Origin of the sequence: Streptomyces sp. NPDC058470, from assembly GCF_042721055.1 — a bacterium.
In the GTDB taxonomy this organism is placed as follows: Bacteria; Actinomycetota; Actinomycetes; order Streptomycetales; family Streptomycetaceae; genus Streptomyces.
This window is the reverse complement of sequence record NZ_JBHXMF010000029.1, coordinates 94,852-114,260: the sequence shown is the minus strand read 5'-3', so window position 1 is coordinate 114,260 and position 19,409 is coordinate 94,852. Positions and strand designations below refer to the sequence as shown.

Annotated in this window: 18 protein-coding genes; 13 read left to right on the top strand and 5 right to left on the bottom strand. The window is 70.9% G+C overall.

Going from position 1 to position 19,409, the window contains the following annotated elements:
- Positions 1 to 70: 70 nt before the first annotated feature.
- Both fdxA and ACFWP7_RS22165 read left to right on the top strand, forming a co-directional pair.
- Positions 71 to 394 carry a ferredoxin gene (fdxA, locus tag ACFWP7_RS22170; protein ID WP_384383382.1) on the top strand — a complete coding sequence of 108 codons (324 nt, stop codon included), beginning with the start codon at positions 71 to 73 and terminating at the stop codon, positions 392 to 394.
- 215 nt (positions 395 to 609) lie between these two features.
- Entirely contained in the window at positions 610 to 957 is a 348-nt protein-coding gene (locus tag ACFWP7_RS22165; protein WP_384383379.1) for a hypothetical protein, read from the top strand.
- A gap of 21 nt (positions 958 to 978) precedes the next feature.
- On the opposite strand, the gene ACFWP7_RS22160 is transcribed toward ACFWP7_RS22165, so the two are convergent.
- From ACFWP7_RS22160 to ACFWP7_RS22145, 4 genes are all read right to left on the bottom strand, one after another.
- Positions 979 to 1,758, bottom strand: coding sequence for an exodeoxyribonuclease III (locus ACFWP7_RS22160; protein WP_384383377.1), 780 nt, complete (start codon positions 1,756 to 1,758; stop codon positions 979 to 981).
- A gap of 110 nt (positions 1,759 to 1,868) precedes the next feature.
- On the bottom strand, positions 1,869 to 2,501 hold the full coding sequence (locus ACFWP7_RS22155; protein ID WP_384383406.1) for an MBL fold metallo-hydrolase: 633 nt from the start codon (positions 2,499 to 2,501) through the stop codon (positions 1,869 to 1,871).
- A gap of 92 nt (positions 2,502 to 2,593) precedes the next feature.
- Complete coding sequence (gene pcaC, locus ACFWP7_RS22150) at positions 2,594 to 3,889, bottom strand: 4-carboxymuconolactone decarboxylase (RefSeq protein ID WP_384383374.1); 1,296 nt, start codon at positions 3,887 to 3,889, stop codon at positions 2,594 to 2,596.
- A gap of 13 nt (positions 3,890 to 3,902) precedes the next feature.
- Positions 3,903 to 4,283: a transposase gene (locus ACFWP7_RS22145; RefSeq protein ID WP_384383371.1), complete on the bottom strand. Its 381-nt coding sequence runs from the start codon at positions 4,281 to 4,283 to the stop codon at positions 3,903 to 3,905.
- 85 nt (positions 4,284 to 4,368) lie between these two features.
- On the opposite strand from ACFWP7_RS22145, the gene ACFWP7_RS22140 reads away from it, so the two are divergent.
- The 11 genes from ACFWP7_RS22140 (at position 4,369) to ACFWP7_RS22090 (ending at position 18,604) form a co-directional block, all read left to right on the top strand.
- Positions 4,369 to 5,589 (top strand): metallophosphoesterase, encoded by a 1,221-nt coding sequence (locus ACFWP7_RS22140; RefSeq protein WP_384383368.1) that lies wholly within the window; start codon positions 4,369 to 4,371, stop codon positions 5,587 to 5,589.
- A gap of 118 nt (positions 5,590 to 5,707) precedes the next feature.
- Positions 5,708 to 5,854, top strand: a complete 147-nt coding sequence (locus tag ACFWP7_RS22135) for a hypothetical protein (protein ID WP_384383365.1) — start codon at positions 5,708 to 5,710, stop codon at positions 5,852 to 5,854.
- A 123-nt stretch (positions 5,855 to 5,977) separates the two neighbouring features.
- A complete protein-coding gene (locus tag ACFWP7_RS22130; RefSeq protein WP_384383363.1) occupies positions 5,978 to 6,922 on the top strand; it encodes a universal stress protein in 945 nt (314 codons plus the stop codon).
- A gap of 22 nt (positions 6,923 to 6,944) precedes the next feature.
- On the top strand, positions 6,945 to 7,970 hold the full coding sequence (locus ACFWP7_RS22125; RefSeq protein ID WP_384383361.1) for a zinc-dependent alcohol dehydrogenase: 1,026 nt from the start codon (positions 6,945 to 6,947) through the stop codon (positions 7,968 to 7,970).
- A gap of 5 nt (positions 7,971 to 7,975) precedes the next feature.
- Positions 7,976 to 8,848: a universal stress protein gene (locus ACFWP7_RS22120; protein ID WP_384383360.1), complete on the top strand. Its 873-nt coding sequence runs from the start codon at positions 7,976 to 7,978 to the stop codon at positions 8,846 to 8,848.
- Positions 8,849 to 9,001: 153 nt separating this feature from the next.
- Entirely contained in the window at positions 9,002 to 11,383 is a 2,382-nt protein-coding gene (locus tag ACFWP7_RS22115) for a phosphoketolase (RefSeq protein WP_384383359.1), read from the top strand.
- 31 nt (positions 11,384 to 11,414) lie between these two features.
- Positions 11,415 to 12,428, top strand: a complete 1,014-nt coding sequence (gene gap / locus ACFWP7_RS22110; protein WP_384383357.1) for a type I glyceraldehyde-3-phosphate dehydrogenase — start codon at positions 11,415 to 11,417, stop codon at positions 12,426 to 12,428.
- A 206-nt stretch (positions 12,429 to 12,634) separates the two neighbouring features.
- Positions 12,635 to 15,364 (top strand): GNAT family N-acetyltransferase, encoded by a 2,730-nt coding sequence (locus ACFWP7_RS22105; protein WP_384383356.1) that lies wholly within the window; start codon positions 12,635 to 12,637, stop codon positions 15,362 to 15,364.
- A gap of 12 nt (positions 15,365 to 15,376) precedes the next feature.
- Positions 15,377 to 16,108: a CBS domain-containing protein gene (locus ACFWP7_RS22100; protein ID WP_384383354.1), complete on the top strand. Its 732-nt coding sequence runs from the start codon at positions 15,377 to 15,379 to the stop codon at positions 16,106 to 16,108.
- Positions 16,109 to 16,125: 17 nt separating this feature from the next.
- Positions 16,126 to 16,635, top strand: coding sequence for a flavodoxin domain-containing protein (locus ACFWP7_RS22095; RefSeq protein WP_384383352.1), 510 nt, complete (start codon positions 16,126 to 16,128; stop codon positions 16,633 to 16,635).
- Between the two features lie 223 nt (positions 16,636 to 16,858).
- Positions 16,859 to 18,604 carry a GAF domain-containing protein gene (locus tag ACFWP7_RS22090; protein ID WP_384383350.1) on the top strand — a complete coding sequence of 582 codons (1,746 nt, stop codon included), beginning with the start codon at positions 16,859 to 16,861 and terminating at the stop codon, positions 18,602 to 18,604.
- Positions 18,605 to 18,695: 91 nt separating this feature from the next.
- Here ACFWP7_RS22090 and ACFWP7_RS22085 read toward each other — a convergent pair whose 3' ends face one another.
- Positions 18,696 to 19,397, bottom strand: coding sequence for a response regulator (locus ACFWP7_RS22085; RefSeq protein ID WP_384383348.1), 702 nt, complete (start codon positions 19,395 to 19,397; stop codon positions 18,696 to 18,698).
- Positions 19,398 to 19,409 lie beyond the last annotated feature (12 nt).

The window sequence follows — 19,409 nt, the reverse complement described above, 5'->3', positions numbered from 1 at the left end:
AACAGAACGGCAAAGGCGACCTCGCCGCACTCCTCGCCGGCGGCGACACCTGGACCGTGGAGAGCTCCCCATGACGTACGTCATCGCCCAGCCCTGCGTCGACCTGAAAGACAAGGCTTGCATCGACGAATGCCCCGTCGACTGCATCTACGAAGGCCCTCGCAAGATGTACATCAACCCCGACGAATGCGTCGACTGCGGTGCGTGCGAGCCCGTCTGCCCCGTCGAGGCCATCTTCTTCGAGGACGACACCCCCGATGAGTGGGCTGACTTCCGCACGGCGGACGCCGAGTTCTTCGCCGAACTCGGCCCGCCGGGCGGTGCCGCCGGCCTCGGCCCGGTCGAGCGCGACCACCCCGTGGTGGCAGCCCTGCCGGTCCCGGCCTCCCCGTGAGGTCCAGGTGAAGCACTCAGCTGTCAGGGTGAGCTCGGCGCACGATCACGCACGACACTTTGACGCGTCCCGGCCGTCTCCTCGGCTTCATACGCAGCTGTCTTCAGGTCAGTTCACGCAAGGGAGGAGCCGGAGCTGCGCCGACATCGATGGGGCACGGCCCTGGTGCTCAGGCTGTTCGCGGGCAAGATGCTCGTGGCCGACGCCGGGCCTCCTTGTCGCGCAGAGCCGGGTCCCTCCGCTGGAGCACCCGGACGTCGGCGCGTACGGCCCTCGTCTTCCAGGGCGTGGACGACGTCCGCCGGAGCACGGCCGCGGACCAAGTGACCGCGGTAAACGCGTGGATCCTGGACAACCCGGACTTCGACGGCTTCTTCGACTTCGACGCGGTGATGCGGGATCCCGCACATCCGGCGCGGATTCTGCCCGAGTCCTACAGCGGGCACCATGCGCATCCGGGGGATGCGGGTCGTGCCGCGCCGGTGAAGTCGGACGACCCGCGCGGCCGGGGTTCAGCTCGTCCGGAGTTTGAGAACAGGCCCGTCAGCACGGACGGGGGCTGAGGGGACCCCCCAGGGCGGGAACTAGACGTCCAGGTCCACCACAACGGGCGCATGATCCGACGCGCCCTTGCCCTTGCGCTCCTCGCGGTCCACATACGCGTCGGTGACGGCCTTCGAGAACGCCTCGTTCCCGTAGACCAGGTCGATGCGCATGCCGCGGTTCTTCGGGAAGCCCAGCTGACGGTAGTCCCAGTAGGTGAACGGGTGGTCGTACTTGAGGGGGCGCGGGACCACGTCCGAGAGGCCCGCCTCGCGCAGGGCGGCGAGAGCGGCGCGCTCGGCCGGCGTGACGTGCGTGGCACCGTCAAAGAGGGTGATGTCCCAGACGTCTTCGTCCGTCGGCGCCACGTTGTAGTCACCCAGCACCGCGAACGGCCGGCTCCCGGTCGCGTCGCCCGCGATCGCCGCCTTGAGTGCCTCGAACCACTGGATCTTGTACGCGTAGTGGGGGTTGTCCACCTCGCGTCCGTTCGGCACGTACACCGACCAGACGCGGACCGGGCCGCAGGTCGCGGAGACCGCGCGGGGCTCCTGGACGCTGTCGAAGCCGGGGTCGCCGGGGAGGCCCTTGACGACGTCCTCAAGACCCACTCGGGAGACCACCGCCACGCCGTTCCACCGCCCCGTGGCGTTCACCGCCGACTCGTAGCCCAGCTCTCGCAGCTCATCCGTGGGGAACTGCTCGGCGGTGGTCTTGGTCTCCTGGATGCACAGCACGTCCGTGCCGCTGCTCTCCAGCCAGGCCAGCAGCCTCGGGAGACGGGCGGTGATCGAGTTCACGTTCCAGGTGGCGATGCGCATGACTCACAACCTACCGGGCGGGTACGACAACGAGCCCGGCGGCGCCTTGTACGTGGCCTGGTGCGTGGGCGGCCGTGTCCGTGCGGGAGCCCCCCCGTATCCGCGGTGGCTCAGACCTCCGCGGACGCCCCCGGCGTGAGCCGCAGGTGCTCGGAGCCGCCCAGGGCGCCGATCTGGTTGTCGTAGATCGGCCGGGCGAGGTCGGTGAGCAGGCTGTCGTGGATGTCGTACGCGCGCTGCGGCTTGACCTCGCGCACGTAGTCGATGACCTCGGAGATCTTGCTCCAGGGGGCCATGACGGGGAGCAGCAGCGTCTCGACCTGATGGTCGGGGACGGTGAGGGCGTCGCCCGGGTGGAAGACACGGCCGTCGACGAGGTAGCCGACGTTGGTGATGCGCGGGATGTCCGGGTGGATCACGGCGTGCAGTTCGCCGTGCGCCTGGACGTCGAAGCCCGCGGCCGTGAAGGTGTCACCGTGGCCGACGGTGTGCACGCGCCCCGGGAACGCCGCCGAGATCTGGTCGGCGACCGACTTCAGCGTCCAGATCTCCGCGGCCGGGTTGGCCTCCAGACCGGCCCGCAGCCGCTCCTCGCTGAAGTGGTCGGCGTGCTCGTGGGTGATCAGGATCGCGTCCGCGCCGACCGCGGCGTCCTCCTCACTGAAGATGCCCGGGTCGATGACGAGCGTGCGCCCGTCCTTCTCCAGGCGGACGCAGGAGTGCGACTTCTTGGTGAACTTCATCAGAGTCATGCCTCCATCCTCCCCCCACCGACCCGGCGACCGCCTGCTCAGACTGGTGGTCCTACTGGCTCAGATGAAGATCACGGGGGCGGTCACTCCGGGGGCGTGGTCTCTTCGCGGATGACCTGCTGGGCCACCTTGAAGGCGCTGTTCGCGGCCGGTACTCCGCAGTAGACGGCCGCCTGGAGGAGCACCTCCTTGATCTCCACCGGGGTGAGGCCGTTGCGGAGGGCGGCGCGGACGTGGAAGACGAGCTCGTCGAGGTGGCCGCCCGCGACCAGCGCGGTGAGCGTGACACAGCTGCGCGAGCGCCGGTCGAGACCGGGCCGGTCCCAGATCTCGCCCCAGGCGTACCGGGTGACGAATTCCTGGAAATCCCCGGAGAACTCGTCCGCCGAGGCCAGCGCCCGGTCCACGTGCGCATCGCCGAGCACCTCACGGCGCACCTTGATCCCGGCGTCGTACGGGTCGGGTCGCCCCACGGTCTCGGCCCGGGCGCCGGGCCCCGCGATCTCGGCCACCGGGGCCCCCGAAGCAGGCGGGACGAAGACCGGCTTGACCGGGGCCGCCGGGATCGCCGTCTGGCCGGTCGCCGAGTCGAAGGCGGGCTGCCAGGCGCTGGTGAAGTGCCGTACCAGCAGGTCGGTGACCGCGGCGGGCTGTTCCACGGGGACCAGGTGCGAGGCGCCGGGTACGACCGCGAGCCGGGCGTCCGGTATCCCGGCGACCAGGGTGCGGGCCTCCGCGGGCCCGGTGACCTGGTCGTCGGAGCCGACCAGGACGAGCATCGGCACCCCGATGCGGGTGAGTTCGGCCCGTACGTCGAACGCGGCGAGCGCCTCGCAGGCGGCGATGTAGCAGCCGGGGTCGGTGGTGCGCACCATCTGCACGGCCCACTCGGTGATCGCGGGCTGGGTGGCGGCGAACCCTTCGGTGAACCAGTGCTCGGGCGACATCCGAGCGATCGGGTCGAGCCCGTTCGTTCGTACGATCACACCGCGTTGCCGGAACTCGTCCGCCGTTCCGAAGCGCGGCGAGGCGGCGATCACCCCGAGCGAGGCGAGCCGCTCCGGGTGGCCCAACGCCAGCTCGATCCCGATGGCGGCGCCGAAAGCGCACCCCGCGTAGCCGAAACGCTGCACGCCGAGCCCGTCGAGCGTGGTGAGCAGCCGCTCGACGACTTCGGCGACCGAACCCGCCGGATAGGCGGGCGCGCCACCGTGCCCGGGCAGATCGAAGCGGAAGATCCGCCAGTGCTTCGCCAGCTCCGGGACCTGCCGATCCCACATGTGCCAAGTGGTGCCGAGCGAGGGGCCCAAGATGAGGACAGGGGCGTCTTCTGGCCCGTCGAAGCGGTATTGCAGGGTGCTCTTCGGTGTCTCACTCACTCGCCTGACCCTCTCATCTGTCACGGCAGACCCTCTGAGCGGGGGTCTGGCTGTAGCTGTCCAACCAGGTGGAAGACCTCCCGGGCAGCGTAGCGTTTGAGGCAACGGACGATTCCGCGCCGGTCTTGCCCTCCGTGATCCGGCGCTCGTAGTAGTCCTGGGTGCGCGGATCGACCCGAAGGCGAGTGAACACGATGCGACGGAGCGCGGCATTGGCCTGCCGGTCACCACCACGGTTGAGGCGCCGGTACTGCCGGTGTCCCGAGGTGTGAACGGCGATGCTCCCCCCGTGGACGCCCCAGAATTGGCCCTGGGGATCGCGGCGTTGACGCCTTCGTCCCCAGGGGATGACACAGTTCCCCGGTCGCCCCGTCGCGCACGTTGCCGATGACATGGGCATCAGCGATCGGCAAGACGTCTCTCAGGACGACCGGATACAGTGCGCGCGCCGGCAGTCCGGTTACTTGAGGAGGGGAAGCGTGACCGCCACCAGCGAGGACCGATCCGCGGACAGTGCAGCGCATGCGACCCAGCAGAGCCGACTGAGCCGCCTGATGCGCTACATCCCTTTGATCGCCCCTGTCCTGCTGTGGACCGTGCCCTGCTGGGTGCTACTGCACGCCGGCCAGCACTGGCCGCTCCCCGTGGCGCTGGGCGGCACAGCCCTGTTCGTCCTCGGTCTGATCGCCATGCCGCTCGCGATGGTGCGCGGCCACGGCAGGCGCCAGCAGGACTGGGCGGCGATCGTCGGGGACACCCTCCTTGGGGCCAGCTGGGTGCTGTTCACCTGGTCCGTCCTGCTCGGCGTCCTGCTGCGCCTCGCCCTGACCGTGGCCGGCGTGGGCGACGGTCAGAACCGGGCCCGGATCGTCACCTGGGCGGTCCTCGGCGTAGCCGCCGTGCTGCTCGCCTGGGGGTACGCCGAGGCCCGCCGGGTGCCACGGGTGCGCCAGCTCGACGTACAACTCCCGCGCCTGGGAGCCGGATTGGACGGCACCCGCGTCGTCCTCATCACCGACACCCACTACGGCCCGCTCGACCGCACCCGCTGGTCTGCGCAGGTCTGCGCGAAGGTCAACACCCTGGAGGCCGACCTGGTCTGCCACACCGGCGACATCGCGGACGGCACGGCCGAACGCCGCCGCGCCCAGGCCGCCCCGCTCGGCACCGTGCGAGCCACCCGGGCCCGGGTCTACGTCACCGGAAACCACGAGTACTACAGCGAGGCCCAGGGCTGGGTCGACCTGATGGACGAGCTGGGCTGGGAGCCGCTGCGCAACCGCCATCTGCTGATCGAACGCGGCGGCGACACCCTCGTGGTCGCCGGCGTGGACGACGTCACCGCCGAATCCTCCGGCCTGGCCGGCCACCGCGCCCACCTCGCCGGAGCCCTGAACGGCGCCGACCCCGACCTGCCCGTCCTGCTCCTGGCCCACCAGCCCAAGTTCGTCGACCGGGCCGCGGCAGGCGGCATCGACCTCCAACTCTCCGGCCACACCCACGGCGGCCAGATCTGGCCCTTCCACCACCTCGTCCGCATCGACCAGCCCGCCCTCGCCGGCCTCAGCCGCCACGGCACCCGCACCCTCCTCTACACCAGCCGCGGCACCGGCTTCTGGGGCCCGCCGTTCCGCGTCTTCGCCCCCAGCGAGATCACCCTGCTCATACTCCGCTCCCCGCAGCGGCGCCCCACGCGATAACACGGAGGGGACGACAATCCGGCATGGACCGGTTCACCGAGTCGAAGCCTGCCTCGTCAGCGCGGCGCCCGGGTGTGCTTCGTCCGGCGGGCGGAGGTAACGGGCCGCGGTCGGGAGCATGTCCGCGAACCCGTTCGCCGCCCACCAGAGCGTCCACGCCGTCGCTCTGATCGCCCCCTCCCTGGCCTCCGCCGACGGCACCTGGGGCGTCGGCAAGCTCCGGGCCAGGCTGCCGTTCGTCCGCATCAACGGCTGCCTGCGCTGACCGCGAGAAGGCGCGGCAGGGGCCGATCGGCCCCTGCCAGGGACCTGCGGCCCCTGCACCGCGAAGTCGATCGACACCACTCTGGAATCGGATCGTGCGATCCCGATTCAGGAGGTGGAGACCATGCCCCGCAGCGTCACCGTGGGCTTCGACGGCTCGCCCGAGAGCTGCGCCGCCGCCGAATGGGCGGCCAGGGAGGCCAGGTTGCGCGGCCTGCCGCTGAAGCTCGTCAACGTCTGGGAGCCGGTTCCCGCACCCATGGCACAGGCCCCGCTCCTCGGCACCGAGACCCAGCGGCACCGGAGCGGGCGAAACGAGATGGGGGCACCCCCGGCCGAAGGCTGGGGGAGGATCCCCCCTGAGTCCGCAGAGGGACTGAGGCTGCGGCACCCCGGCATCGAGATCGCCGCGGAGCAGGTCTCCGGCCGGCCCGGTGAGGTCCTGGCACACCTGGCCGAAGACGCCGCGCTGCTCGTCCTGGGCTCGCGCGGCCTGAGCGGGGTCGGCGGGTTCCTGGTGGGCTCGGTCGGCCTCGCCGTCGTGGCGCACGCCGAGCGGCCAGTGGTCCTCGTACGGGCCGGGGAGCAGGCCGCCGACGAGCACACGATGGACCCGTCCGGCATCCCGTCCGCTGCGGCCCCCTACCGGCCCGTGGTCCTGGGCCTGGCCACCGACGACCCGGACCCCACTCTCGTCGAGTTCGCCTTCGACGCGGCCGACCGCCGCGCCACCTCCCTGCGGGTCGTCCACGGCTGGAACCCGCCGCCCTACTACGCCTACGGCCTCTCCTCCGACCTCGAACTCCACACCGAGCTGTCCCGGCAGCAGGCCACCGACCTGACCGACATCCTGCGCCCGTGGCGGCAGAAGTTCCCCGCCGTCGAGGTCGTCGAGGAGTCCCAGTACGGAACGGCCGCCACTCACCTGGTCGACGCCTCCCGCGAGGCCTCCCTGGTCGTCGTCGGCCGCCGCATCCGCCGGGGCCCGCTCGGCGTCCACATCGGCCCGATCACGCACGCCGTACTGCACCACGCCACCGCCCCCGTCGCCGTAGTCGCACACGGCTGACCTGCCCCGAGGAGAAGACATCATGAAGGCAGCAGTCGTACGAGCCTTCGGCGAGCCCCTGGTCATCGAGGAGCGCCCCGACCCCGAGCCCGGCCCCGGCCAGGTCCGTATCCGGGTCGAGGCCTCCGGGCTGTGCCACACCGACATCCATGCCGCCCGAGGGGACTGGCCGGTCAAGCCGAATCCGCCGTTCGTCCCAGGCCACGAGGGCGTCGGCCTCGTCGAGGCCCTCGGTGACGGCGTCACGCACCTCGCACTGGGGCAACGCGTTGCCGCGCCCTGGCTGGGCAAGACGTGCGGGCGGTGCGAGTACTGTCTGTCCGGCTGGGAGACGCTGTGCGAGCAGCAGATCAACACCGGATACGGGTGCGACGGCGGGTACGCCGAGAAGATGCTCGCCTGGGCCGACTTCACCCAACCAGTGCCCCAGGGCATCAGCGCCCTGGAGGCCGCTCCGCTGACCTGCGCGGGCGTGACCACGTACAAGGCCCTCAAGGTCGCCGACGTCCGGCCGACCCAGCTCGTAGCCATCTCCGGTGTCGGAGGACTGGGCCACCTGGCAGTGCAGTACGCGAAGATCGCCGGGGCGCAGGTGGCCGCGATCGACGTCACGGACGAGAAGCTCGAACTCGCCGCGGAACTCGGCGCCGACCTCGTCATCGACGCCCGCAAGCACGATGTGGGAGAGGTGCTCCAGCGGCACGGCGGTGCACATGCCGCCATCGCGCTCGCGGTGAACGAGGCGGCGTTCTCGACGGCGTACGCCGGACTACTGCGGCGCGGCGGGAAGCTCGTGATGGTGGCCATGCCGGCGCACGGCACGATCCAGGTCCCGATCTTCGGCACCGTCCTGAACGGCACCTCGGTGATCGGCTCCATCGTGGGTACCCGGCAGGACCTGGCCGAGGTCTTCCAGATCCACGCGGCCGGCCGCACCAGGGTCATCTACGAGACACGGACGCTCGCGAGCGTCAATGAGTCCATGGACGACGTGCTGCGCGGCGACATCAAGGCGCGGATCGTCTTCGACATGGCCGCGGGAAGGTGAGGACGATGGAACTCCCGCTGGTCGTGGGCGTCGACGGTTCCGAACCGAGTCTGCGCGCCGTGGACTGGGCGGCCGACGAGGCCGCCCTGCGCGGGATGCCGCTGCGGCTGGTGTACGCCTCGCTGTGGGAGCGGTACGAAGGTGCCGCACTCGCCACGGGGCTCGGCAGCTCCTCGGAACAGATGCTGGCCGACAGCATCGTCGAGGCTGCCGCCAAGCGTGCACAACGCCGGGCGTCGGACGTGAAGATCTCCACCGAGGTACTGCCCGAGGAGCCCGTGCCCGCTCTGTTGCGCGCGGGCAGTGCCGCTTTCGCCCTGGTCCTGGGCTCGCGCGGCCGCGGCGGCATCGCCGAACTGCTGCTCGGCTCGGTCAGCCTCGCAGTCGCCGCCCGCGCCGACTGCCCGGTGATCGTGCTGCGCGGCAGCCACGACAACCGGGCGAAGTCTGCGCGGCGCGGGCGCATCGTGTTGGGGGTCGGCGAGGAGCCGGAGAACTCGGCGGCCGTGCGCCTCGCCTTCCAGGAGGCGGCGGAACACCGGGGGCCCCTGGAGGCCGTACGCGCCTGGCGGTGTCCCGGGTACCAGACCACCGACCACCCTCTGATGACCGGCGAACCCGCCCGGCTGCACGAGGAGCGGGCCGTGGAGATCCTGGAGGCGGCGCTGCGGGATGCCCCGGAGGGGGTGGAACTGCACCGGCGTACCGCCGAAGGCCCCGCCCGCAAGGTGCTGCTCGACGCCTCCGCCGACGCCGGCCTGCTCGTTGTCGGCGCCCAGCGACGCCACGGTCACTTCGGGCTCCAGATCGGCAGGGTCGCCCACGCGGTCCTGCACCACTCCGCCTGCCCCGTGGCCGTCGTACCCCAGCGGGCGTGACGGCTCGGAGCGCCACCGTGTGCGCGACGCGCGGGTTCACGTGCTCCGAGGCACGGTGAACGTGGGGCCCTTCGAACACCACGACGAGCCGGGCGCCCTCGGTTCGCGCCCCTTCCTGAAGCCTGACTCGTCTCGATGACTTACGGAGTCACCATGCCCCAGGTCGAACACCAGAACAGCACCGTGCTGACCGATGAGGAACTGCGCACCCTGGACGCCCACTGGCGGGCCGCGAACTACCTGGCCGTCGGCCAGATCTACCTGCTGGCCAACCCACTGCTGACTGAACCCCTCGCCCCCGCCCACATCAAGCCGCGGCTGCTCGGCCACTGGGGCACCTCCCCGGGCCTCAACCTCGTGCACACCCACCTCAACCGGGTGATCAAGACGCGTGGTCTCGACGCGCTCTGTGTCTGGGGTCCCGGCCACGGCGGGCCCGCCGTCCTCGCCAACTCCTGGCTGGAGGGCAGCTACAGCGAGACCTATCCGGACGTATCGCGTGACGCGGCGGGCATGGACCGGCTCTTCCGGCAGTTCTCGTTCCCCGGCGGAGTGCCCAGCCATGTCGCCCCGGAGACACCCGGCTCGATCCATGAGGGAGGCGAGCTCGGCTACTCGCTCGCGCACGCCTACGGCGCAGCCTTCGACAACCCGGACCTGCTGGTCGCCTGCGTCATCGGTGACGGCGAGGCGGAGACGGGGCCGCTGGCCGCGTCCTGGCACTCCAACAAGTTCCTCGACCCGGTCCACGACGGCGCCGTGTTGCCGATCCTCCATCTCAACGGCTACAAGATCGCCAACCCGACCGTGCTGTCCCGTCTCCCGGAGTCCGAGCTCGACGAGTTGCTGCGCGGATACGGACACGAACCGATCCACGTCACCAGCGACGACCCGCACCAGGTCCACCGTGCCATGGCCGACGCCTTCGACCAGGCGCTGGACCGCATCGCCCTGATGCAGAGCACGGCCCGCGAGGACGGCGTGACCGAACGCGTGCACTGGCCCATGATCGTGCTGCGCACCCCGAAAGGCTGGACGGGACCCGCCGAGGTCGACGGCGTCCCGGTCGAGGGCACGTGGCGCGCCCACCAGGTCCCGCTGTCCGGCGTACGCGAGAATCCGGACCACCTGCGCCAGTTGGAGACCTGGCTGCGCTCGTACCGTCCCGAGGAGCTCTTCGGCGCCGACGGTCGGCCCGTCGCCGACGTCCTCGCCTGTATCCCCGAGGGGACCCGCCGCCTCGGCGCCAGCCCGCACGCCAACGGCGGCCTGCTCCTGCGCGACCTGCCGATGCCGTCCCTCGACCGCTTCGCCGTCCCCGTCGACAAGCCGGGCGCCACCCAGCACGAGCCGACCCGGGTCCTCGGCGACCTCCTCGAACAGATCATGAATGACACCTCGGGACGGCGCGACTTCCGCCTGGTGGGCCCCGACGAGACCGCCTCCAACCGGCTGGGCGCCGTCTTCAACGCCAGCGGCAAGGCCTGGCAGGCCCAGACCCTCCAGGTGGACGAACACCTGGACCGGCACGGCCGGGTGATGGAGATCCTCTCCGAACACCTCTGTCAGGGCTGGCTGGAGGGCTATCTGCTCACCGGCCGGCACGGGCTGTTCTCCTGCTACGAGGCGTTCGTCCACATCGTCGACTCGATGGTCAACCAGCACATCAAGTGGCTCAAGACATCGAGGGGGTTGCCGTGGCGGGCCCCGATCGCCTCCCTCAACTACCTTCTGACGTCGCATGTCTGGCGGCAGGACCACAACGGTTTTTCCCACCAGGACCCCGGGTTCGTCGACCACGTCCTCAACAAGAGTCCCGAGGTCGTCCGGGTCTATCTGCCGCCGGACGCCAACACCCTGCTGTCCGTGGCGGATCACGTCCTGCGCAGCCGTGACTACGTCAACGTGATCGTCGCCGGGAAGCAGCCCTGTTTCGACTGGCTCTCCATGGACGAGGCCCGCGCCCACTGCGCGCGCGGCGCCGGGATCTGGGACTGGGCGGGCAGCGAGAACGGCGGCGAGCCCGACGTGGTGCTGGCCTGCGCGGGAGACGTACCGACCCTGGAGATCCTGGCCGCGTCCGATCTGCTGCGGCGCCATCTGCCGGAACTCGCCGTCCGGGTCGTCAACGTCGTCGACATGGCCCGGCTGCTGCCGCGCGAGGAACACCCGCACGGGATGGGCGACTTCGAGTACGACGGCCTGTTCACCACCGACAAACCGGTGATCTTCGCGTACCACGGCTATCCGTGGCTGATCCACCGCCTCGCCTACCGCCGCACCGGCCACGGCAACCTGCACGTCCGCGGCTACAAGGAGATGGGCACCACCACCACGCCGTTCGACATGGTCGTCCGAAACGACATGGACCGCTACCGCCTCGTCATGGACGTCATCGACCGGGTCCCCGGCCTGGCGGTGCGCGCGGCTGCCGTACGGCAGGAGATGGCCGACGCCCGCACCCGCCACCACGCCTGGATCCGCGAGCACGGCACCGACCTGCCGGAGGTCGAGGACTGGACCTGGACCGCCTGAACACCCCTGTTCATCAAAGGAGTTCAACGCCATGACCGTACGCGTCGGCATCAACGGCTTCGGCCGCATCGGCCGCACCTACCTGCGCGCGGCGCTCGACCGCGCCGAAGCGGGCACCCAGGACGTCGAGGTGGTCGCCGTCAACGACATCGCGCCGCCCGCCACCCTGGCCCATCTGCTGGAGTACGACTCGACGTTCGGCCGCATCGGACGCGAGGTGAGCCACGACGACAGTTCGATCACCGTCGACGGCCGGCGCATCGCCGTCACCGCCGAACGCGACCCGGCGGCCCTCCAGTGGGGCGACTGTGGCGCGGACATCGTCATCGAGTCCACCGGGCACTTCCGTGACCGCGACTCCGCAGCCCTACACCTGAAGAGCGGCGCCCATACGGTCCTGCTCTCCGCCCCGGGCAAGAACGCGGACGCCACCATCGTGATGGGCGTCAACGACGGCACGTACGACCGGCACCACGACCGGATCGTGTCCGCGGCCTCCTGCACCACCAACTGCGTCGCCCCGATGGTCAAGGTGCTGCACGAGACCTTCGGCATCGACCGCGGCATGATGACCACCATCCACGGTTACACCAACGACCAGTCCCTGCTGGACGGCCCGCACAAGGACCTGCGCCGGGCCCGCTCGGCGGCGCTGAGCATCATCCCGACCAGCACGGGCGCCGCCCGCGCCGTCGGCCTGGTGCTGCCGGAACTCGCGGGTGCGCTGGACGGCATCGCGGTCCGCGTGCCCGTCGAGGACGGTTCGCTCACGGACCTTGCGGTGGTGCTGCGGCGCGAGGCGACGGTGGAGGAAGTCAATACGGCCTTCGCCGAGGCCGCTCAGGGCCCGTTGAAGGGCATCCTCCGCGTGTCGAAGGCGCCGATCGTCTCCCGCGACGTCATCGGCGACCCCGCGTCCTGCGTCTTCGACCCGGCGCTGACGCAGGCGCACGGCAATCTGGTCAAGGTCTTCGGCTGGTACGACAACGAGTGGGGCTACACCAACCGCCTCCTCGACCTCACGGCACTGGTGGCCGACAGCTGAGGACACCGACCCGTAGGTCACCGTCACCCCGCCCGGGCCCACGCCCGCACCCGCGATGTCCGCCGGGTGCCGGCCTGGGCCCGTCGCACGTGCGGGACCGGACTTTAGGGCCGACCGGCCCCCGACGCACCCCCGGACAGCCCATGGGATCACCGCCCCGTCCGCTGGATGCTCGAAGGGTCAAAAGGCTTTGAAGGAGACCCACGATGACGGATGACACGCACAGCCGACCCACGGTCCATGCCCTGCTCTCGGACGGCACCACCGTGTGCATACGTCCTGTGCAGCAAGGCGATCACGAGCAACTGCAGGGGCTCTACGACGAGATGTCCGCGGAGAATCTGCGGCTGCGGTTCTTCGCGGCGAGCCGGCGTTCCGCCGCGATGGCCGCCGACCGGGCCTCCGCGCCGCCGCACCCCGGATACCGGGCGCTGATGGCCGAGTCGAAGGACCAGGTGATCGGCCTGGCCGAGTACGAGGTCGGCGACGACGCGACCTCGGCCGAGATATCCATCGCCGTCAACGACACGCTGCACCACCACGGCGTCGGCACGCTCCTCGTCGAGCACCTGGTCTCCGCCGCCCGGGCGGACGGCATCACCACGTTCACGGCGGACGCGCTCTCCGAGAACCACGAAGTGCTTCAGCTCTTCGCCGACCTGGGCCTGCACACCACACGCCGTTTCGAGGGCCCGGAGGTGCGCTGCGCCATCGAACTGGACGAGGACGACACCTATCTCTCCGCCGTCGAGGCCCGCGGCGGGGCCGCCGACGTGGCCAGTCTGGAACCGCTGCTGCGGCCGAACGCGATCGCCGTGGTGGGCGCCGGGCGCAGGCCCGGATCGGTGGGGCGGGCTCTCCTCCACCATCTGCACGCGGGCGGCTTCACCCGGCGCCTCTTCGCGGTGAACCCCCGGGCCACCTCGATCCTCGGCGTGCCGTCCTACCCCTCGGTCAGTGCACTGCCCAAGGTCCCGGATCTCGCGGTCCTCGCGGTGCCCGCGGCAGCCCTCCCCGATGCCGCGGAGGAGTGCGGCAAGGCCGGAGTACGGGCACTGCTCGTCGTCTCGGCCGGCCTCGACAGCTGGCAGGCGGAAGCCCTCATGGCCACGTGCCGCACGTACGGCATGCGGCTCGTCGGACCCAACTGCCTCGGCATCACCAACACCGACCCGGCACTCTCCCTCGACGCCACCTTCGCAGCGGATCATCCGCGCCCCGGCACGGCGGGCGTCGCCGTGCAGTCCGGCGGCGTCGGCATCGCCCTGCTCGACGGGCTGTCCCGGCTCGGCATCGGTGTCTCGTCCTTCGCCTCGCTCGGCGACAAGTACGACGTCAGCGGCAACGACATGCTCCAGTGGTGGGAGAGCGACAACCGCACCGAACTCGCCCTGCTGCACCTGGAGTCCTTCGGCAACCCGCGGGCGTTCTCCCGTACCGCCCGGCGCGTAACGCGCCGTATGCCGGTACTCACGGTCGACGCGGGCCGCACCGACGCCGGCCGCCGCGCCGCCGCCTCGCACACCGCCGCGGCCGCGACCCCGACCATGACCCGGCAGGCGCTGTTCACCCAGGCCGGCATCACCGCCACCCGCTCGGTGGGCGAACTCCTGGAAACCGCGGCGCTGTTGCACTCCCAGCCGCTACCGGCCGGGACCCGCGTGGCCATCGTCACCAATGCGGGCGGCGTGGGTGTCCTGGCCGCGGACGCCTGCGCGGAAGCGGGGTTGTCGCTTCCCCCGCTCACACCCTCGGTGATCGAGAGCCTGCATGCCGTACTGCCCGACGGCGCGACCGTGGGCAACCCCCTCGACGTCACCGCGGCCGTCACGGAGGAGGAGCTCGGCGACTGCGTGGACCGGATCATGCGGCACCCGGGTATCGACGCCGTCCTGCTGGCCCTCGTCCCCACGGCCGTCGCGGCCGCGACCGGCGACGACCTCGTGCGGGCCCTCACCAGCGGCCCCGCACGCCGCGCCCATCCGGTCGCCGTCGTACGCCTGGAGCAGGACCTGCCGGTCAGACTGCTGCCGACGCAGGACGGCGGCGCCATCCCGTCGTACGCCGAACCGGGCTCGGCGGCGCGGGCGTTGGCACACGCCTCCCGCCGTGCGGCCTGGCTGAGCCGACCCGCGGGCACCGTCCCGGAACTCGCAGAGGTCGACACTGCCCGGGCCCGCACGGTCGCCGAGACCTATCTCGCCGCCCACCCGGACGGCGGCTGGCTCGACCCGCGCACCTGCGCCGAACTCCTCGCCTGCTACGGCATTCCCCAGCTCCCGTGGTCCTGGGCGGAGACGGAGGACGACGCCGTCATCGCAGCCGAACGGCTGCGCGGCCCCGACGGCCGGGTGGTCATGAAGGCCCACTGGCCCGGCCAGCTCCACAAGAGCGAACAGCACGCCGTGCACCTCGACCTCGAAGGGGACGCCCAAGTGCGCGCCTCCTTCAGGGACTTCGAGAACCGGTTCGCCGGCCTGATGACCGGGGTGGTCGTCCAGCCGCTGGCCGCGCGCGGCACCGAACTATTCGCGGGAGTCGTGCAGGACGAGGTCTTCGGCCCGCTCGTGCTCTTCGGACTCGGCGGCACCGCGACCGAGGTCCTGGCCGACCTCCCCCAGTCTCGACTTCGCTCGACCGGGGGGACCCCCATCGCCCGCCTCGCCCCGCTGACCGACCTCGACGTACACGACCTGATCACCGCCCCGCGCTGCGCACCGCTCCTGTTCGGCGCGCACGGCAGCGGACCCGTCGACCTCCAGAGCCTCGAACAGCTGCTCCTGCGGCTGTCCCGTATGTCGAGCGAGTTGCCGCAACTCGCCGAGGCCGACTTCAACCCCGTCCTCGCGACGCCTGACGCGGTCACCGTGCTGGACGCACGAGTCCGCCTGCTGCCGCGCAGGGCTCAGGACCCGTATCTGCGCCGACTGCGCTGAGGAGGAACAGACATGAAGCACAAGCAGGTCGGATCCGTGATGGCGACGGAGGTCGTCCGGGCGCTGTACGGCACCCCGTTCAAGGAGGTGGCAGGGCTCCTCGCCAAGCACCGCATCAGCGGACTGCCGGTGGTCGACGAGAACGAGAAGGTCATCGGGGTGATCTCCGAGACCGACCTCATGGTCCGGCAGGCGGAGACACCCGACCCGGGCAGGCACAAGCGCCGCTTCCGGCTCGCCGAGCTGACCCGCGGCGCTCGCAGGCAGGCCGCGAAGGCGCATGCCCGTACCGCCGGACAGCTGATGTCCGTGCCGCCGGTCACGGTGTACGCCGACAACACCATCGCCGAGGCCGCCCGGACCATGGCACGGCACCGTGTGGAGCGACTGCCGGTGGTGGACGAGGAGGACCGGGTCGTCGGCATCGTCACCCGCCGCGACCTGATCCAGGTCTTCCTGCAGCCCGACGCCGAGATCCGCCGCGTGGTGATCGACGAGGTGCTGGTCGGCTCGCTGTGGCTGGCGCCGTCGAGCGTCGAGGTCGGTGTGGACGAAGGAGTCGTGACGCTCACGGGCCATGTGGAGCGCAAGAGCGAGGCGGGGATCGCCCTCGCCATGACCAACCGCATCGACGGTGTCGTCGCGGTGGTCGACAAGCTCACGTACCGGCTGGACGACGCGCACCTGAGGCCGGACGAGCCGGCCATGCACGGTGTGACCGGGGAATGGCTGCGAAGGCCGTGAAAGGAAGGCGCACCGTCATGCTGAGCAAAGTGCTGGTTGCCCACGGAACGACGAACGGTTCGACCGCACGGATCGCCGAGACCATCGCCGAAGTCCTGCGCAAGGAGGGAGTGTCGGCCGAGGCGGTTCCTGCCCGGTCCGTGACGAACGTGGAGTCGTACGACGCCGTGGTGGTGGGTGGTGGGTTGTACGCGGGGCGCTGGCACAAGGACGCCCGCCGCTTCGTCCGCCGTCACGGCCGCGCGCTGGCCGGGCGCCCGCTGTGGTTCTTCAGCAGCGGCCCGCTCGACGCCACGGCCTCGGCACGGGACATCCCGCCCGTGCCCGGTGTCCAGCGGGCCATGCTCCGGCTCGACGCCAAGGAACACGTCACCTTCGGAGGCTGTCTCGAAGAGGGAGCGACAGGATTCATCGCCCGGAAGATCGTCTCCTCCGGAAAGGGCGGGGACTTCCGCGACTTCGGACAGATCGAGGCGTGGGCCACGCGGATCGGCACTGAGTTCGCGGCCGAGCCGCAAAGGAGCTGAACCATGCGGGCCTCCCCCCCGTCCCCATACGCCAGTTTGAGGGGCAACGGCCTCGGGAACGCACCCGCACTTCCCCGAGGCCGCTCAACACGATCCGCGCCACCGAGATGCCAACCGGTCTTCGACCCGTCCGACGGCGCTTTCGAGGCCCTCCGGACAGTACGGTGAAGGCAGGGGAAGTGGTTCGAGCCCGCCTTGTCTGCTGTACCGGTCGGAGGAAGCAATGAGCGGGGATGGACGCGGCGGTTCCGAGGAGCATGTGCCCAAGCTGCGGCTCGATGAACTGCTGGGCGAGCTGCAGGTGCGCATCGACGCGGTACGCGGCACCCGGGACCGCCTGCACAGCCTGCTGGAGGCCGTCCTCTCGGTCGGACGGGAACTCGACCTGGCGCAGGTGCTGCGCAGCATCGTCGAGGCCGCGGTGGTGCTGGTGGACGCCGAGTACGGAGCGCTGGGCGTGATCGGCGGGGACCAGAAGCTGTCCGAGTTCCTGACCGTCGGCATCGGCGAAGAGGGGCGGTCGGAGATCGGGGCGCTGCCCAGCGGGCACGGGCTCCTCGGCGAGCTGATCCGGCACCCGGTGCCACTGCGACTGCCGGAGCTGTCGGAGCACCCGGCGTCGTACGGCTTCCCGGCCAACCATCCGCCGATGCATTCCTTCCTCGGCGTACCGATCCGGGTGCGCGAGGAGGTGTTCGGAAACCTCTACCTCACCGAGAAGCGCAGCGCCAGGGAGTTCGACGCGGAGGATGAGTCCGTCCTGTCGACGCTGGCAGTGGCCGCCGGAGTAGCCATCGAGAACGCGCGGCTGTACGAGGAGACCAGGCTGCGCGAGCGCTGGCAGCGGGCCAGCGGCAAGGTCACCAGCATGCTCCTGACCGGTGCGCCGAGTCCGGACGTGATGGAACTGATCGTCGACGAGGCCCGAAAGATCGTCTCCGCCGACATGGGGCTGATCGCGGAGCGCATACCGGGCGAGGAGACACTGCGGCCGGCCCTGGCGGTCGGCCTGGGCAGGGAGGAACGCAGCGGTCTGGTGTTGTCCGCACGGGACGGTTTCGTCGGAGCGGCACTCGGCGCGGCGGAGCCGGTGGTCAGCGCCGACATCGAGCACGACTCCCGCACCGGCGAAGGCGAAGCCCAGTGGGCCGGGCTCGGACCCGTGGTCGCGGTGCCGCTGGGCGCCGGCGGGAAGCCGCGGGGCGTGCTGCTGCTGGGGCGCGTGCCGGGCGGTACGCCGTTCGGCGACGTGGACACCGGGCCGCTGCTCGGGTTCGCCGACCAGGCGGCGCTGGCCCTGGAGCTGGCCGAGCGGCGGCGGGACGCGGAACAGATCATCCTGCTCCAGGACCGGGACCGCATCGCCCGTGACCTCCATGACCTCGCCATCCAGCGGCTCTTCGCGGCCGGCATGACCCTGCAGAGCAGCCAGCGCTTCATGGAGCACCCCGAGGGCATGGAGCGGCTGACACGGACCGTCGACGACCTCGACGACACCATCAAGATCATCAGGTCCACGATCTTCGGACTCCGCACCCACGGCGGGGGCGGGCGGGAGAGCGACGGCCTGCGCGGCCGGGTGGCCGAGGCGGTGAGGTCCTCGACCACGTCACTCGGATTCCCGCCCGCGCTGCGCATCGAGGGGCTCGTCGAGACCGATGTCCCCGGCGACATCGCCGACCATGCGGTCGCGGTGCTCGGCGAGGCGCTCAGCAATGCGGCCCGGCACTCCGGGGCACAGGCGGTGGACGTCCGTCTTCAGTTCGCCAGGGGCGAGTTGACGCTCACGGTGACGGACGACGGCTGTGGGGTGCCGGGGGACGCCGGGCGCAGCGGGCTGAAGAACATCGAGGAGCGGGCCGTCACCCTCGGCGGAGCGCTGACGCTCGGCGAACGGCCGGAGGGCGGCGGTACGCAGCTGGTGTGGCGGGTTCCCGTGACCGCGGACGGTGCCGCGGGCAGAGGCTGACCGCAGAAGGGCGCGGCGTCATGCGCCATGGCAGGCCCGGACGTCGGGGCGGGGCGGACTCAGCGCGCCGGGGTGGCCGGTGGAGCCGGACTCAGCGCGTCGGGTGGTCGGTGGGGCCGGGCTGTTCGAGATGGCTGGCCATGACCGCCGCCTGGACACGGCGCTGGACGCCGAGTTTGGCCAGCAGACGGGAGATGTGGTTCTTCACCGTCTTCTCCGACAGATAGAGCTTCTTGCCGATCTCGCGGTTGGTGAGCCCGTCCCCGATCAGCGCGAGGATGTCCCGCTCACGGGGTGACAGACTGGCGAGTTCGGGTGCGAGCGCCGGTCCCTCGGCGGGGTCCGCGCGCAGGGAACGCATCAGGCGGGCGGTCGTCGTGGGATCCAGCATCGACTGGCCGGAGGCGACGGTGCGGACCGCCGAGACGAGATCGGACCCCTTGATCTGCTTGAGCACATAGCCAGCCGCCCCGGCCATAATCGCGTCGAGCAGGGCCTCCTCGTCGTCGAACGACGTCAGCATCAGACAGGCCAGCTCCGGCATCCGGCTGCGCAGCTCGCGGCAGACACTGATCCCGTCACCGTCCGGCAGGCGTACGTCGAGGACGGCCACGTCCGGGCGCAGTGCCGGCCCGCGCACCAGCGCGTGCTCGGCGCTGTCCGCGTCGCCGACCACCGAGATGTCCGGCTCGGAGTCCAGCAAGTCGGTGAGACCGCGTCGTACGACTTCGTGGTCATCCAACAGGAAGACCCGGATCGGGTTCTGTGCCGTGAAGGTACGCGCCTCGGCCATGACGACCCTCGC

Excerpts from the sequence above, each read along its gene's own strand:
- ACFWP7_RS22090 (WP_384383350.1), top strand. The coding sequence starts at position 16,859 with ATGAGCGGGGATGGACGCGGCGGTTCCGAGGAGCATGTGCCCAAGCTG.
- ACFWP7_RS22115 (WP_384383359.1), top strand. The coding sequence starts at position 9,002 with ATGCCCCAGGTCGAACACCAGAACAGCACCGTGCTGACCGATGAGGAA.
- gap (WP_384383357.1), top strand. The coding sequence starts at position 11,415 with ATGACCGTACGCGTCGGCATCAACGGCTTCGGCCGCATCGGCCGCACC.
- ACFWP7_RS22120 (WP_384383360.1), top strand. The coding sequence starts at position 7,976 with ATGGAACTCCCGCTGGTCGTGGGCGTCGACGGTTCCGAACCGAGTCTG.
- ACFWP7_RS22105 (WP_384383356.1), top strand. The coding sequence starts at position 12,635 with ATGACGGATGACACGCACAGCCGACCCACGGTCCATGCCCTGCTCTCG.
- ACFWP7_RS22130 (WP_384383363.1), top strand. The coding sequence starts at position 5,978 with ATGCCCCGCAGCGTCACCGTGGGCTTCGACGGCTCGCCCGAGAGCTGC.
- ACFWP7_RS22160 (WP_384383377.1), bottom strand. The coding sequence starts at position 1,758 with ATGCGCATCGCCACCTGGAACGTGAACTCGATCACCGCCCGTCTCCCG.
- ACFWP7_RS22145 (WP_384383371.1), bottom strand. The coding sequence starts at position 4,283 with ATGTCATCGGCAACGTGCGCGACGGGGCGACCGGGGAACTGTGTCATC.
- ACFWP7_RS22135 (WP_384383365.1), top strand. The coding sequence starts at position 5,708 with ATGTCCGCGAACCCGTTCGCCGCCCACCAGAGCGTCCACGCCGTCGCT.
- ACFWP7_RS22085 (WP_384383348.1), bottom strand. The coding sequence starts at position 19,397 with ATGGCCGAGGCGCGTACCTTCACGGCACAGAACCCGATCCGGGTCTTC.
- ACFWP7_RS22100 (WP_384383354.1), top strand. The coding sequence starts at position 15,377 with ATGAAGCACAAGCAGGTCGGATCCGTGATGGCGACGGAGGTCGTCCGG.
- ACFWP7_RS22095 (WP_384383352.1), top strand. The coding sequence starts at position 16,126 with ATGCTGAGCAAAGTGCTGGTTGCCCACGGAACGACGAACGGTTCGACC.
- ACFWP7_RS22155 (WP_384383406.1), bottom strand. The coding sequence starts at position 2,501 with ATGAAGTTCACCAAGAAGTCGCACTCCTGCGTCCGCCTGGAGAAGGAC.
- fdxA (WP_384383382.1), top strand. The coding sequence starts at position 71 with ATGACGTACGTCATCGCCCAGCCCTGCGTCGACCTGAAAGACAAGGCT.
- ACFWP7_RS22125 (WP_384383361.1), top strand. The coding sequence starts at position 6,945 with ATGAAGGCAGCAGTCGTACGAGCCTTCGGCGAGCCCCTGGTCATCGAG.